The 13119-nt window shown below is 57.7% G+C and carries 16 protein-coding genes; 9 read left to right on the forward strand and 7 right to left on the reverse strand.

Annotated features, from left to right (window positions below):
- Positions 1-157: glycoside hydrolase family 15 protein (locus tag BZK31_RS30370; protein ID WP_167377932.1), on the forward strand; the 157-nt coding region annotated here is incomplete at its 5' end.
- A 26-nt stretch (positions 158-183) separates the two neighbouring features.
- On the opposite strand, the gene alkB is transcribed toward BZK31_RS30370, so the two are convergent.
- The 3 genes from alkB to BZK31_RS11495 are packed head-to-tail and all read right to left on the reverse strand — an operon-like array spanning position 184 to position 1394.
- The gene (alkB, locus tag BZK31_RS11485) at positions 184-861 is read right to left on the reverse strand and encodes a DNA oxidative demethylase AlkB (RefSeq protein ID WP_083182772.1); all 678 of its coding nucleotides are present in this window, start codon (positions 859-861) and stop codon (positions 184-186) included.
- Between the two features lie 25 nt (positions 862-886).
- Positions 887-1066, reverse strand: coding sequence for a hypothetical protein (locus BZK31_RS11490; RefSeq protein WP_083182773.1), 180 nt, complete (start codon positions 1064-1066; stop codon positions 887-889).
- A 22-nt stretch (positions 1067-1088) separates the two neighbouring features.
- Entirely contained in the window at positions 1089-1394 is a 306-nt protein-coding gene (locus BZK31_RS11495; RefSeq protein WP_083182774.1) for a DUF1883 domain-containing protein, read from the reverse strand.
- A gap of 168 nt (positions 1395-1562) precedes the next feature.
- Between BZK31_RS11495 and BZK31_RS11500 the strand changes: the two genes are divergently transcribed.
- Positions 1563-1913, forward strand: coding sequence for a hypothetical protein (locus BZK31_RS11500; protein ID WP_083182775.1), 351 nt, complete (start codon positions 1563-1565; stop codon positions 1911-1913).
- A 43-nt stretch (positions 1914-1956) separates the two neighbouring features.
- On the opposite strand, the gene BZK31_RS11505 is transcribed toward BZK31_RS11500, so the two are convergent.
- Positions 1957-2238 (reverse strand): hypothetical protein, encoded by a 282-nt coding sequence (locus BZK31_RS11505; protein ID WP_083182776.1) that lies wholly within the window; start codon positions 2236-2238, stop codon positions 1957-1959.
- 464 nt (positions 2239-2702) lie between these two features.
- Here BZK31_RS11505 and galU point away from each other — a divergent pair, with 464 nt between their 5' ends.
- The 3 genes from galU (at position 2703) to BZK31_RS11520 (ending at position 6374) form a co-directional block, all read left to right on the forward strand.
- Entirely contained in the window at positions 2703-3542 is an 840-nt protein-coding gene (galU, locus tag BZK31_RS11510; RefSeq protein ID WP_004879673.1) for a UTP--glucose-1-phosphate uridylyltransferase GalU, read from the forward strand.
- 104 nt (positions 3543-3646) lie between these two features.
- Positions 3647-5005 carry a glutathione-disulfide reductase gene (gorA, locus tag BZK31_RS11515; protein ID WP_083182777.1) on the forward strand — a complete coding sequence of 453 codons (1359 nt, stop codon included), beginning with the start codon at positions 3647-3649 and terminating at the stop codon, positions 5003-5005.
- A 67-nt stretch (positions 5006-5072) separates the two neighbouring features.
- A complete protein-coding gene (locus tag BZK31_RS11520) occupies positions 5073-6374 on the forward strand; it encodes a hybrid sensor histidine kinase/response regulator (protein ID WP_167377933.1) in 1302 nt (433 codons plus the stop codon).
- A 30-nt stretch (positions 6375-6404) separates the two neighbouring features.
- Here BZK31_RS11520 and BZK31_RS11525 read toward each other — a convergent pair whose 3' ends face one another.
- Positions 6405-7418, reverse strand: a complete 1014-nt coding sequence (locus BZK31_RS11525) for a DNA-binding protein (protein WP_083182778.1) — start codon at positions 7416-7418, stop codon at positions 6405-6407.
- A gap of 178 nt (positions 7419-7596) precedes the next feature.
- Between BZK31_RS11525 and BZK31_RS11530 the strand changes: the two genes are divergently transcribed.
- From BZK31_RS11530 to ahpF, 3 genes are all read left to right on the forward strand, one after another.
- Positions 7597-8556, forward strand: a complete 960-nt coding sequence (locus tag BZK31_RS11530; RefSeq protein ID WP_102136508.1) for a site-specific integrase — start codon at positions 7597-7599, stop codon at positions 8554-8556.
- A gap of 101 nt (positions 8557-8657) precedes the next feature.
- A complete protein-coding gene (ahpC, locus tag BZK31_RS11535) occupies positions 8658-9221 on the forward strand; it encodes an alkyl hydroperoxide reductase subunit C (RefSeq protein ID WP_024687933.1) in 564 nt (187 codons plus the stop codon).
- 143 nt (positions 9222-9364) lie between these two features.
- On the forward strand, positions 9365-10927 hold the full coding sequence (ahpF, locus tag BZK31_RS11540; RefSeq protein ID WP_083182780.1) for an alkyl hydroperoxide reductase subunit F: 1563 nt from the start codon (positions 9365-9367) through the stop codon (positions 10925-10927).
- Between the two features lie 69 nt (positions 10928-10996).
- On the opposite strand, the gene gloA is transcribed toward ahpF, so the two are convergent.
- The gene (gene gloA, locus BZK31_RS11545) at positions 10997-11518 is read right to left on the reverse strand and encodes a lactoylglutathione lyase (protein WP_083182781.1); all 522 of its coding nucleotides are present in this window, start codon (positions 11516-11518) and stop codon (positions 10997-10999) included.
- Positions 11519-11657: 139 nt separating this feature from the next.
- On the opposite strand from gloA, the gene BZK31_RS11550 reads away from it, so the two are divergent.
- Positions 11658-12224 carry a DUF4946 domain-containing protein gene (locus BZK31_RS11550; RefSeq protein ID WP_415639575.1) on the forward strand — a complete coding sequence of 189 codons (567 nt, stop codon included), beginning with the start codon at positions 11658-11660 and terminating at the stop codon, positions 12222-12224.
- 488 nt (positions 12225-12712) lie between these two features.
- Here BZK31_RS11550 and BZK31_RS11555 read toward each other — a convergent pair whose 3' ends face one another.
- The gene (locus BZK31_RS11555; RefSeq protein ID WP_083182782.1) at positions 12713-13075 is read right to left on the reverse strand and encodes a histone-like nucleoid-structuring protein, MvaT/MvaU family; all 363 of its coding nucleotides are present in this window, start codon (positions 13073-13075) and stop codon (positions 12713-12715) included.
- Between the last annotated feature and the right edge of the window lie 44 nt (positions 13076-13119).

A 13119-nucleotide genomic window follows, 5' to 3' on the forward strand; every position in this document is an offset into this window, starting at 1 on the left:
GCTGGCCGAGCAGTACGACCCGCAGGCTGGCCGCATGCTGGGCAATTTTCCGCAGGCGTTCAGCCACATCGGCATTATCAATACCGCGCTGAATCTTCATCGCACCGTATGCCCGGCCAGGGCGCGGACTTCGGGCGAGATGGAAGGAAGCGTCTGATTCTGCCGCTCGCGGCGCCGAATCCGTCAACCGGCCTTGCGAAAGGTCAGGTTGATGCGCTGTTCGCCGAGCAGGGGATGCACGGCTTGCTTGACCGGAAGAATGCCGTGAAAGCGCAGGCGGTCCTCGCCACCCCAGACCACGACGTCGCCATGAAAAAGTGAAATGCGCTCGGGTCTGTCGCTGCGCTGCAGGCCGCCGAACTGGAATGTGGCCGCTATACCCAGCGATACCGAGACCACTGGCCAGCAATGGTCGTGCTCGTCTTTGTCCTGATGCAGTGACATTTTCGCGCCGGGCACGTAACGGTTGATCAGGCACGCGTCCGGCACGAAATCCGCAAAGCCTGCAATCTGTGCCGCGTCCTGAGCCAGCTCAAGGAAGACATCGGGCATGGCTGGCCAGGCGCGGCCGGTCTGCGGATTGGTTTCACTGTAGCGATAGCCGTGATGGTCGGTCACCCAACCAAGCTGGCCGCAACTGCTCAGCGCGGCCGACATGGTGTATCCGCCGGGTGTGATCATTTGCCGGAAAGGGGCGACGGCCAACGTTTTGCGCAATGCGGGCAGCAGGCGCTCGATACACGGCAGGGCGTGGCCACGCAGCAACCAGGATTGCGGGCCTATCGGCTGCCGGATTTCAGCCTGAGGCTCGTCACTGGCAAACAGATCGAAGGTAGCGGGAATATCGCCTTCGCGTTGCATGATCTAATTCAACACCTGCTAGTGTCTACAGAGCTTTGCTGACCTTCACATCACTGATCTGATCATCGCTCTGGCCGTGCATTTTTTCCAGCGCGGCCCGCGCTTCTTCGACCGAGGCGGACTGTAACTGGGCGAATTCGAAGCGACGCTCGCCGTTGAGTTTGTAACTGACGGCATACTTGGTGGTGCGAGCGGGACTGTTCATGGTGATTCCTTGTATCGGCGTATCAGCGCAGGCGGGAAGTCGAGCGGCGTACGATCTTGATGGAATGGGTAAACGCCGGCTTGCGTCCCGGAGTGGCGTCCGGTTTACGCCCGGTGGTATCGATGGTGATGTTCCAGTAGCCAGTGCTGGGTGCGGCGATCTTGGCCGGGAATGTGTCAAACGCGCCACCGTGATAGGTGTGGCGGCCGCCATTCTTGAAGCTGCGGAAATTCGCATCGTTCATCAGGCGGATGTTGCAAAGCTGTGAGCACTGGATGACGACCAGATCGTCCTCATTCAAATGCTCACGCTGGTGTACGAATTTCATGTAAAACTCCGGGGAATTGGCTTTTTCTGAAAAATCAAAACGATAGCATGCGGCGTCCGCCAATTGACGTCGATGAGCGGTTAATTGCTCTGTTTTTGCGCAAATAATCGCTCGCCGGGGATTTAATCGGGCCGGTGCTGGTCGTACCACCTTTATTTGGAGGATTGTATGAAACTGGCAGTAGTAATCCTGGCATTGGCAATGACTGGCTGCGCAACGGTGAATGACATCGAGCACACGCCAGCGACCATGAACATGATCTCGGGCAAGAACCCACAGGAGTACGCTGACTGTTTCAAGGACAAGATCAGCAGCAGCCGCTCGGAGCCGATCGTGGAAAGTCGTCATGACGGGCTGCGCCTGATCGTAGCGCAGAAGATGAGCAAATCACCGACGGCAGTCATCGATGTCGAGACACGCTCGGGAGGCAGCTCGATCAAGGTCTATGAGCGCCTTGCCAACGTGCCGATTCGCTTCCGTGACGTTCAACACGCCGCCGAAGCCTGCATTTCAGGCTGATTGCAGCAGCCCGTCCCGCATGGGGTCGGGCTGCATCGCCTGTTTACTTGCAAACCACCAGAACGCTGCGGCTCTTGTAGTTGCCCACATCGACGCCCAACGTCTTCTCGCTCTCGGCTGGCTGTGGCGTGCCATCGGTGCCGACAATTTCGTAACCGGTGCCTGCGCACGAAGCGTCGGCCTTTTCATAGCAGCTGGCCCACGACATTGCTTCGCCCGAGCAGTCGATGCTCAACCCTTGCTTGCCGTTTTTCAGATAAGTGTTGGAGGCGGTGGCGCAACCGGCGAGGCCCAGCACTGCAATAATGGACAAAAGTCTGATCATGTTTTTCGCTTCGAAATGGTAAGGCCAGCGGACTGGCGAGTGCGGTGTTTGGACTGATATGCGGTGCCATCGTTCAGCCATGTTTCAACGATAAATACGGCGTGCCGCTTTCTGGTAGCCCGAGCGCATGTCTATGCGTTACTCGTTAAGGCGAACGGTCAGTCCCAGGCACGCCGGCAATCCGTGGACTACGCTTGGTGGCGTCCGGTCGGCCGCCAGAAGGCGTGATGGCAGGCGTATTCTTGACACGAAATGCTGTCGACGGCCGAGTAAATGCAAGGCGCATGCCCGCGGCATAGTTGTTTTTGACCTTGCCCAGTGGTCGCGCTATGAGCGTTTTGCGGAACTATCTGACTGTCAGTCCCTCTACCATGACATCCTACGGCTCGTGGCGGGCATTGTAAGGTGACCGCCGCCTGATTAGACTGCGCCGTTAACACCAACAGCCCTTATCAAGGACTTTTATGATCAAGAAATGCTTGTTCCCAGCAGCCGGTTACGGCACTCGCTTTTTGCCAGCGACAAAGGCCATGCCCAAGGAAATGCTGCCGGTGGTCAACAAGCCACTGATCCAATACGGTGTTGAGGAAGCCCTCGCGGCTGGCCTGAACCAGATTTCTATTGTGACCGGTCGTGGCAAGCGCGCACTGGAAGACCACTTCGACATCAGCTATGAGCTCGAACATCAGATCAAGGGCACTGATAAGGAAAAATACCTGGTCGGCATTCGCAAGCTGATCGATGAGTGCAGCTTCTCCTATACTCGCCAGACAGAAATGAAAGGTCTGGGTCACGCGATTCTCAGTGGTCGTCCTCTTATTGGCAATGAGGCATTCGCCGTTGTTCTGGCGGATGACCTGTGTGTGAATCTGGATGGCGACGGCGTACTGGCGCAGATGGTCAAACTGCACAACCATTACGGCTGCTCGATCATCGCGATCCAGGAAGTCGATCCCAACGAAACCAACAAGTACGGCGTGATCGCGGGTGACGAAATCAAACCAGGTCTGTTCCGCGTCACTGATATGGTCGAAAAGCCTAAGCCGGAAGATGCGCCGTCCAACATGGCGATCATTGGTCGTTATATCCTGACTCCCGACATTTTCGAAAAAATCGAGCAGACAGAGCCGGGCAAGGGTGGCGAAATCCAGATCACTGACGCCCTGATGAAGCAGGCTGCAGAAGGCAACGTTCTGGCTTATAAATTCAAGGGTCAGCGTTTCGACTGCGGTGGTGCCGAGGGCTACATCGAAGCGACCAACTTCTGCTTCGAGCACTTCTACAAGACTGGCAAGGCTTACTGATCCATTTGCCTGTCATGTTTCAAGTCAAGGCCACCTTCGGGTGGCTTTGTCATTTCTGACTGACCGCCAAGCGGTTATGCTGTGCCTCTGCTAAGGAGACATTGATGGCTTACGATTTCGATCTGTTTGTAATTGGCGCGGGTTCAGGTGGCGTCAGGGCGGCCCGTTTTGCCGCAGGGTTTGGTGTGAAGGTGGCGGTCGCCGAGAGCCGTTACCTGGGCGGGACCTGTGTCAACGTCGGGTGTGTACCCAAGAAACTGATGGTGTACAGCTCGCATTTCTCCGAAGATTTCGAGCATGCCAAGGGCTTTGGCTGGTCGCTGGGCGAAGCCGGTTTTGACTGGCCGACGCTGATCGCCAACAAGGATCGCGAGATCCATCGCCTCAACGGCATCTACCGCAAGTTGCTGGTCGACAGCGGCGTAACACTGCTGGAAGGTCACGCCAAAGTCGTGGGCGCCAATAAGGTTGAAATCAACGGCAAGACTTACACCACCGAGCGCATTCTGATCGCGACCGGTGGCTGGCCGCAGGTGCCCGATGTGCCTGGACGTGAGCATGCCATCACCTCGAACGAGGCGTTTTTTCTCAAGGCGCTGCCCAAGCGTATCGTCGTGGTGGGTGGTGGCTATATCGCAGTGGAGTTCGCGTCGATTTTCAACGGGCTCGGCTCGGACACCACGCTGGTTTACCGGGGTGAGATGTTCTTGCGCGGGTTTGACGGCAGTGTGCGCACGCACCTTCATGAGGAGTTGCTCAAGCGGCATATGGATATCCGCTTCAACAGCGATATCGCGCGCATCGACAAGCAGGCCGATGGCACGCTCAACCTGGCCATGAAAGACGGCAGCACGCTTGAGACCGACTGCGTGTTCTACGCCACGGGTCGCCGCCCGATGCTTGATAATCTCGGGCTGGACAGCGTCAACGTCAAGCTGGACAAGCACGGCTATATCGAAGTCGACGAAAACTACCAGAGCAGCGAGCCGTCCATTCTGGCAATCGGCGACGTGATTGGCGGCGTGCAACTGACGCCGGTCGCGCTGGCCGAAGGGATGGCGCTGGCGCGTCGTCTGTTCAAGCCTGAGCAGTACCGTCCGGTGGACTACCACCACATTCCGACAGCGGTGTTCAGTCTGCCGAACATCGGCACTGTCGGGCTGACCGAGGAAGCGGCCATCGAGGCGGGGCATGAGGTGCAGATTTTCGAAAGCCGCTTCCGGCCGATGAAACTGACGTTGACCGACGATCAGGAGCGCACCCTGATGAAGTTGGTGGTCGACGCCAAGACCGACAAGGTGCTGGGCTGCCATATGGTTGGTCCGGAGGCGGGCGAGATTGTGCAGAGCCTGGCGATCGCGATCAAGGCTGGCGCCACCAAGCAAGTGTTCGACGATACGATCGGTGTGCATCCCACTGCCGCCGAAGAGTTCGTTACCATGCGTACACCGGTCGAGCGTTAGAGCGCGTAAGGCTCGGGACTCAGGATGAGTCCCGGGATAAACATGGACTGAGGGAAGGACCCTGCCAGTGAACAGGCAAAAACCAACCGCCGTGATGCCTTTGCATTCGAGCGGGCATGAACAGGCTTCTATGCAGCAGATCGACGTGCTGCGCGAAAGTGAGCGGCAATTCCGGTTGCTGGCCGACAACATGAGTCAACTGGCCTGGACGGCGGATCCGCGAGGCCGTGTCCAGTGGTATAACGAGCGCTGGTATCTGTATACCGGCGCATCGCTGGAAGCCATGCGTGCGCTGGGCTGGCGCTCGGTGCTGGATCCCGAGCAGCGGGACCGTGTCGTGGCGCGTTTGCAGCATTGCTTCGCGACAGGCTCTATCTGGGAGGACACCTTTGCGTTGCGCTCCAAGGACGGCAGCTACAACTGGTTCCTTTCTCGCGCCTTGCCGATGCGTGATGAGCTGGGTCATATCACTCATTGGCTGGGCACGCACACTGACATCACCGCTCAGGTTCGGGCCGAAGAAGCATTGCGCGAACTCAATGACACGCTGGAACTGAGGGTTGCCGAGCGTACTCGACAACTGGCGCGCACCAATGAGCTGCTGCAGATTCAGATTAATGAGCGGGCTCAGGCTGAAGAGGTGTTGCGCCATGCGCAGAAGATGGACGCTATCGGTCAGTTGACCGGCGGCATCGCTCACGACTTCAATAACATGCTGACCGGGGTGCTCGGGGCGCTGGATCTGATTCAGCGCAGGGCATCGGCCGGGCGTCTTGACGACGTCGAGCGCTATGTGAGTGCTGCCATTGCGTCGGCCAATCGTGCTGGCGCGCTAACCCAGCGATTGTTGACCTTCGCCCGGCGTCAGGCGCTCGATACCCGCAGCGTCGACATCAATCGCATGGTTCGCTCCATGGAGTCGCTGCTTCAAGGCACCGTTGCGGATCACACCGTGCTGCATTTCGAACTGGATGACACGGTGCGTGTGGTGCGCACGGATGAGCATCAGCTGGAAAACGCACTGTTGAATCTGGTGATCAATGCGCGCGATGCGATGCCGGAGGGTGGTCAGCTTCGGGTCGTCACGCGTCCGTCAAGCATCATGACGACGCAAGGCGCGCTCACGCCGGGGGAGTATGTGGTGCTGAGTGTCGAAGATGATGGCTGTGGGATCGACCAGAAAGTGATCGATCAGGTATTCGATCCGTTCTTTACCACCAAGCCGGTCGGTCAGGGTACCGGGCTCGGGTTGTCGATGGTTTACGGCTTCATCAGGCAGACCGGCGGGCACGTGCAGATTGAAAGCGCTCAAGGGCTGGGTACTCGCGTCGATTTGTACCTGCCCTGCGAGGTGGATGCGATCAATTGAATGAAAGAGGGCGCTCTCGCGTGCTCGGCGTCAGCCCTGCCGGGCGTCCGGTTTCTTTCTCGGCGATCTGGTTTTTGAGGCTCGCTCGCCCGAGGGCTTCAAGGCTTCGAGTGCAGCCTCCTTTTTGATCAGCAGCAGTTCCAGCATCCGGCTTTGTTGCTGTGCATCCTTGAGGTGTTGTTCGAGGTCAAGGTTATCGTCCGTCAGGCTTCGTGCCTTTTCTTCCAGCAGGGCGCATTGGGTCTGAGCGTGCTGATGATCCCTCGCGGATGAGGTGGCGAGGGCATTGGCTTTGTCTGTCAGATCTTTCTGGGTATTGAGGTCGCGCTGTGTGCTGCGGGTCTCGGCCAGGAGTCGTTCGTTGTCACGGTTCAATTGAGTGATGTCTTCCTGGCGAATACTCAGGCTCTGCTGCGCCTGGCGCAGTTCCATCTGTAGCTGCTGAATCTGGCTTTCATGACGCTGCTGCTCTTGCTCGCGCTGTTCTTTAATCGCGTTGCGGTAGTGCTCCAGCGCGTCACGGGCATGCCGGTGTTTGTCTTCCAGTGAGCGAATCTGCTCGTTCTTGTCTTCCAGGCGCGCTGCCTGATCCGAATGTGCCTGGGTCAGTCGGGTGTTTTCGTTGCGCGCGTTGTGCAGTGTTTCCTGAAGATCGAGAAGGGCTGTGGACTGTCGCTCGAGAGCCTGATCCTGCTGCTGAGTGCGCTCGCCAAGAGTGTGCACCTGTTGCCGGGCGTTCGAGAGCGCGTGCTGCAGGTCTTCACACGTCGAGGCGTGCTCCGTGCGCAACTGATCGATGCGCTCCTGCGCCTGACCCTGCAAGCGCTGGGCAAGTTGCGCCACTAGATGCGTCAACTCTTCATTGATGTCCGGCGCGGGCACATGGCTCGCATCGAGTTCCTTGAGGTAGCGATGAATCGTGGTTTTCGATCCGGTGTTACCCATTTCGATACGTACTGCGTCAATGCTTGGATTCTCTCCGCGTGCCAGCAACGAAGCCCTCGCTTTGAGCACCAACGCCTTGTTTACACCGCCCCGCGCCATGGTCGCTCCTACGATTACGTACTGTGGTATGTACCCTGTAATTACATACTATACGAGTTAACCGAATCCGGCATTATTTGAATTTTATCAAGCGGGATAATGGCGTATTATCCCGTGTCAGATGGTTTTTTGCGCTCGAATGCGCATGTGTTCAGTACACAACTGCAGGTCTTTGCCCATGAATGATGTCGATCGCTACCTCGAGGCGGCGACCCGCGACAACACCCGGCGCAGCTACCGGGCTGCCATCGAGCATTTCGAGGTGACCTGGGGCGGATTTCTGCCCGCGACCAGCGAGGGTGTAGCGCGCTACCTGGCGCGTTATGCCGGGGAGTTATCGGTCAATACGTTGAAGTCGCGTCTTTCGGCGCTGGCGCAGTGGCATGCCAGTCAGGGCTTCGTCGATCCAACGCGTTCGCCCATGGTGCGCAAAGTGCTCAAGGGTATTCGCGCTGTGCATCCGGTTCAGGAGAAGCAGGCCGAGCCATTGCAGTTGCACGATCTGGAGCGGGTGGTGGCATGGCTTGAAAACGAGGCGCAGGAGGCGCGGGCCCGTTACGATCAACCGGGCGTGCTGCGTTGTCGGCGTGACCTGGCGCTGATCCTGCTCGGGTTCTGGCGCGGCTTTCGCAGTGATGAGCTGTGTCGCCTGCAAGTGCAGGACGTCAAGGCTGTCGCGGATTCAGGGATCAGCCTATACCTGCCGCGCAGCAAGGGGGATCGGGACAACGTCGGCAGGACTTATCAAACCCCCGCATTACAGCGCCTGTGCCCGGTGCAGGCGTACATCGACTGGATCAGTTGTGCCGCCCTGGTACGCGGGCCAGTGTTTCGGTCGGTGGACCGCTGGGGCAATCTGGGCGAGGAGGGACTGCATGCCAACAGCGTCATTCCTCTGTTGCGCCAGGCCCTGATGCGAGCCGGTATCGCTGCCGAACGCTACACCAGTCATTCGCTAAGGCGCGGTTTTGCAAGTTGGGCGCAGCGTAACGGATGGGATCTCAAGTCGCTAATGGCCTATGTGGGCTGGAGGGACATGAAGTCCGCGATGCGTTACATTGTAGCCTCGCCGTTTTCGAGCGCTTCCGAGGGGCAGATCGGTTTGAAGGTTTCTTCTATTGATAAGCTGCCCTCATAGTGAAAACCAATCAGTGACATCAGGTTTGCCAATGAGCCAATGTCATCCATCATGCGTAAGCTCCACTTCATCGAATTAACAACCCATCAGGAGATGTACCGATGCCTATCATCAACAGCCAGGTAAAACCGTTCAAGGCAACCGCTTACAAGAACGGCTCTTTCGTTGACGTTTCGGATGCCGACTTCAAAGGCAAGTGGTCTGTCGTATTCTTCTACCCGGCCGACTTCACCTTCGTTTGCCCGACCGAGCTGGAAGACCTGGCTGACAACTACGCTGAGTTTCAGAAGCTGGGAGTTGAAATCTACAGCGTTTCGACCGACACCCACTTCGCCCACGCTGCATGGCACAACACCTCGCCTGCAATCGGCAAAATCCAGTACACCATGATCGGCGACCCGACTCTGACCATCTCCCGCAACTTCGACGTGCTGATCGAAGAAGCCGGTCTGGCTGACCGCGGTACGTTCGTGATCAACCCTGAAGGCCAGATCAAGATCGTTGAACTGAACGATGGCGGCGTTGGCCGTGACGCTTCCGAGCTGCTGCGCAAGATCAAGGCTGCTCAGTACGTCGCTGCTCACCCGGGCGAAGTCTGCCCTGCCAAGTGGAAAGAAGGCGAGGCCACTCTGGCTCCGTCTCTGGACCTGGTCGGCAAGATCTGAGTCGCATGAATCGGCTGGGGGCGTTGAGCTCTTGAGCACGTAAACCGCATCGCCCCATAAAACGCCCGGGCGGTTATCGCCTGGGCGTTTTTATTTCAAGTCTCTGAATATTTCTGCCCATTTTTGTCAAAGGAAGCCGCCACATGTTGGACGCCAATCTTAAAGCCCAGTTGAAATCCTACCTGGAGCGGGTCACTCGCCCCATCGAGATCGTCGCGTCCCTTGATGACGGCGCGAAGTCTCAGGAAATGCTCGCACTGCTCAACGATGTGATCAGTGTTTCCAAAGACGTCACCTTGAACGACAGCGGTTCGGACGCGCGCACGCCGTCGTTCTCGCTGAACAGCCCTGGTCACGATATCAGCCTGCGTTTCGCCGGTATCCCGATGGGGCACGAATTCACCTCGCTGGTCCTGGCGTTGCTGCAAGTTGGCGGCTACCCACCCAAGGTCAGTGCGGAGACCCTCGAACAGGTTCGCGCCCTCCAGGGCGATTTCAGGTTCGAGACCTATTTTTCGCAGTCCTGCCAGAACTGCCCGGACGTGGTCCAGGCGTTGAATCTGATGGCAGTGCTGAACCCGAACATCAAGCACGTCGCTATTGACGGTGCGCTGTTTCAGGACGAAGTTACCGATCGCAAGATCATGTCGGTACCGAGTATTTACCTGAATGGCGAGCTGTTCGGTCAGGGCCGCATGGGGCTGGAAGAAATTCTGGCCAGGATCGACACCGGTGCCGGTGCGCGTCAGGCCGAGAAGCTCAACGCTAAAGAAGCCTTCGACGTTCTGGTGGTCGGCGGTGGCCCTGCCGGTTCGGCGGCGGCTGTGTATGCAGCGCGTAAAGGCATCCGTACTGGCGTTGCAGCCGAGCGTTTTGGTGGTCAGGTGCTGGACACCATGGCCATCGAGAACTTCATTTCGGTACAACACACGGAAGGACCGAAGCTGGCTGTTGCGCTCGAAGAGCACGTCAAGCAGTACGAAGTCGACATCATGAACCTGCAGCGCGCTGACAAGCTGATTCCTGGCGCGGCGGGCGAGTTGCACGAGGTGAAGTTCGCCAGCGGTGCGAGCCTCAAAGCCAAGACTGTGATTCTGGCCACCGGCGCACGCTGGAGGGAAATGAATGTGCCGGGTGAGCAGCAATACCGTAACAAGGGCGTGGCCTACTGCCCGCACTGTGACGGTCCGCTGTTCAAAGGCAAGCGTGTTGCCGTGATTGGCGGCGGTAACTCGGGCGTCGAGGCGGCAATCGATCTGGCCGGTATCGTGTCGCATGTGACCCTGCTGGAGTTCGATGTTCAACTGCGCGCCGATGCCGTGTTGCAGCGCAAATTGCACAGCCTGCCGAATGTGACGGTCATCACCAGTGCGCAAACCACTGAAGTGACAGGCGACGGCGAGAAGGTAAACGGTCTGCAGTACAAGAACCGTGTGACGGGCGAAGAAATCACTGTAGTGCTGGAAGGTATCTTCGTGCAGATCGGCCTGTTGCCTAACAGCGAATGGCTCAAGGGTTCCATCGAGCTGTCGCCGCGTGGCGAGATCGTGGTCGATGCGCGTGGAGAAACGTCGATTCCTGGCATCTTTGCAGCTGGTGATGTAACCGTAGCGCCCTACAAGCAGATCATTATTGCCCTGGGCGAAGGTGCCAAGGCATCGTTGAGCGCCTTCGATCACCTGATTCGCACGTCCGCGCCAGCCTGATACTCAGGCGGCAAGCAAAAAGCCCCATGAGCGATCATGGGGCTTTTTCGTTTGTGGCGAAGGTCGCGCTTACAGCGGTGTTGGCTGGATGATCTCGACCCAGTAACCGTCTGGGTCCTTGATGAACGCCAGGCTGTTCATGCGGCCGTCTGACAGACGCTTCTGGAACTTCACGCCCAGGCTTTCGAAGCGCTCACAGGCTGCAACGACGTCCGGTACCGACACGCAAATGTGACCGAAGCCACGCGGATCGCTGTTGCCATCGTGATAAACGGCTGACGGATCGTTCTCGGTGCCGTGGTTGTGAGTCAGTTCCAGAATGCCCGGAATCGATTTCATCCATTCGCTGCGCGCGGCATCGTCAGCCGGGATCCGCTTCTTGTCGGTCAATGCCAGGAAGTAAAGGCTGAACTCGGCTTCTGGAAAGTCGCGCTTCTCGACCAGGCTGAAACCCAGCACGCGGGTGTAGAAATCCAGCGATGCGGTGATGTCTTTGACACGCAGCATGGTGTGGTTGAACACGAACTGCCGCGTCGCGGTTTCGGGTTCGGCGGTTACGCCTGGAATGGAATTGAGGTCTTGCAGGCTCATGTGTGTCTCCAACAGAGGTATGAATGGTGGCAGATGATACGGAGCGGGTCGGCCTGTGCCAAACGCCTGCCCTTATAAAAGACCCAGGCCACTTGCGAGCAGCGGGCGAGAGGCTCAGACTTTCCGGCCAATTGTTCCGATGGCCATGATCACCATGATTCTCTCGCAATACCGACGCTCGCTCTTGAGCCTGTGCCTGTTGATGGGTGCCGCGCAGGCGCATGGCGCCGATGTCATGATCATCTGGCCCGCAGGTTGGGAGGTCGAGTCCTTGCCGACAGCGACGGATACGCCTGCCCAACCATCCGTGCAGGTCAGACAGCGTGCGGTCAAAAACGATCAGTCGGGTAATCCGCTGATGGTAATGGAGCTGACTCAGACGCGATTGACGCCCGGGCATGACGTCAACGTGCAGGGCGTGCTGCTGGAAATGCGCAAAGCGATTCAAGTCAATTTCGCACGAAGCGGTTTTCAGAGCGTCTGCACCCACGTGAAAGACGGTCAATTGAGCGACGTGCCTGCGCTTGAAACCACCTGCACCGTCACTCAGAACGGCGTACACGTTCTCACGCAGACACTGGTGGCCGCAGCGGATAAACAGAAGGCCTGGTCACTGTCATACGCGGGGTCGGCAGAAGGTTACGTGGCCAACAAGGACGAGGTGCTGCGCATTCGGGATACGCTGCGTCTGGATGCAGCGCCGTGAAGGCTGACTTTTCTTCAGGCAAAAAGAAGCCCGCCGAGGCGGGCATGGGGCGCTATTCCTTTAGCGGCCTTCACTATGGAAGAGTGCATGTGAAAAATGTGTGAACCTTTCGTGGGCATATCGTCCGCAAAGCGCAGGCACTCCCGCTCGACAAAAAGAACCTTAGGATAATTAACTATTCTGCGCATTCAAGGCTGACAGTTAGCTGAACAAATACTCGATTTCCTGCAGTTGCAACGGTGAGCTGAATCGTATGAGCTGCCGTAGAAATATTGGCGTCATTATTTTTACTGTCCGAGCGCCAAACTGGCTTATATAGAGGCTGGCTCGCTCAGTGATTCAGGTCAATGAATAGCCCGGTTCAGCCATGTGACAAGTCCGTTACGCAAAAGCCCGAATGCTCATGGCCGCATTTGCCAATAAGCAGCGGCGGCTTGTCAGGTAATAAAAAGCCCTGCAAGTGCAGGGCTTCAAATACGTAGTTGTGATCAGGCGCGAAGCCATGAATCAACAGTGTCTACGCCATACTGCTCTTTCCAGGCTTTCAGACCGCGGTGGTTGCCGCCTTTGGTTTCAATAAGCTCGCCGGTGTGCGGGTTCTGATAAACCTTTACGACGCGTGCGCGACGGCGCTTGGGACCGGCAGGTGCAGCCACGGAGGTGGAGCTGGCAGGGTCGAGGATCGCGATGATGTCGCGCAGGCTCTTGCCGTAGCTACCCATCAATTCCTGGAGCTTTTGCTCGAATTCGATCTCCTTCTTCAGGCCGGCGTCATTCTTCAGGGCTTCCAGCTGTGCCAGCTGTTCCTGAAGGGCTTTTTCTGCTGCTCTAAACTCGGCAAGTCTGGACAAATAACACACTCCGACAATGTCATGGCTGTTGCCAGCCCAATAAA

The sequence above is a fragment of the Pseudomonas floridensis genome, from assembly GCF_002087235.1.
Classification (GTDB): domain Bacteria; phylum Pseudomonadota; class Gammaproteobacteria; order Pseudomonadales; family Pseudomonadaceae; genus Aquipseudomonas; species Aquipseudomonas floridensis.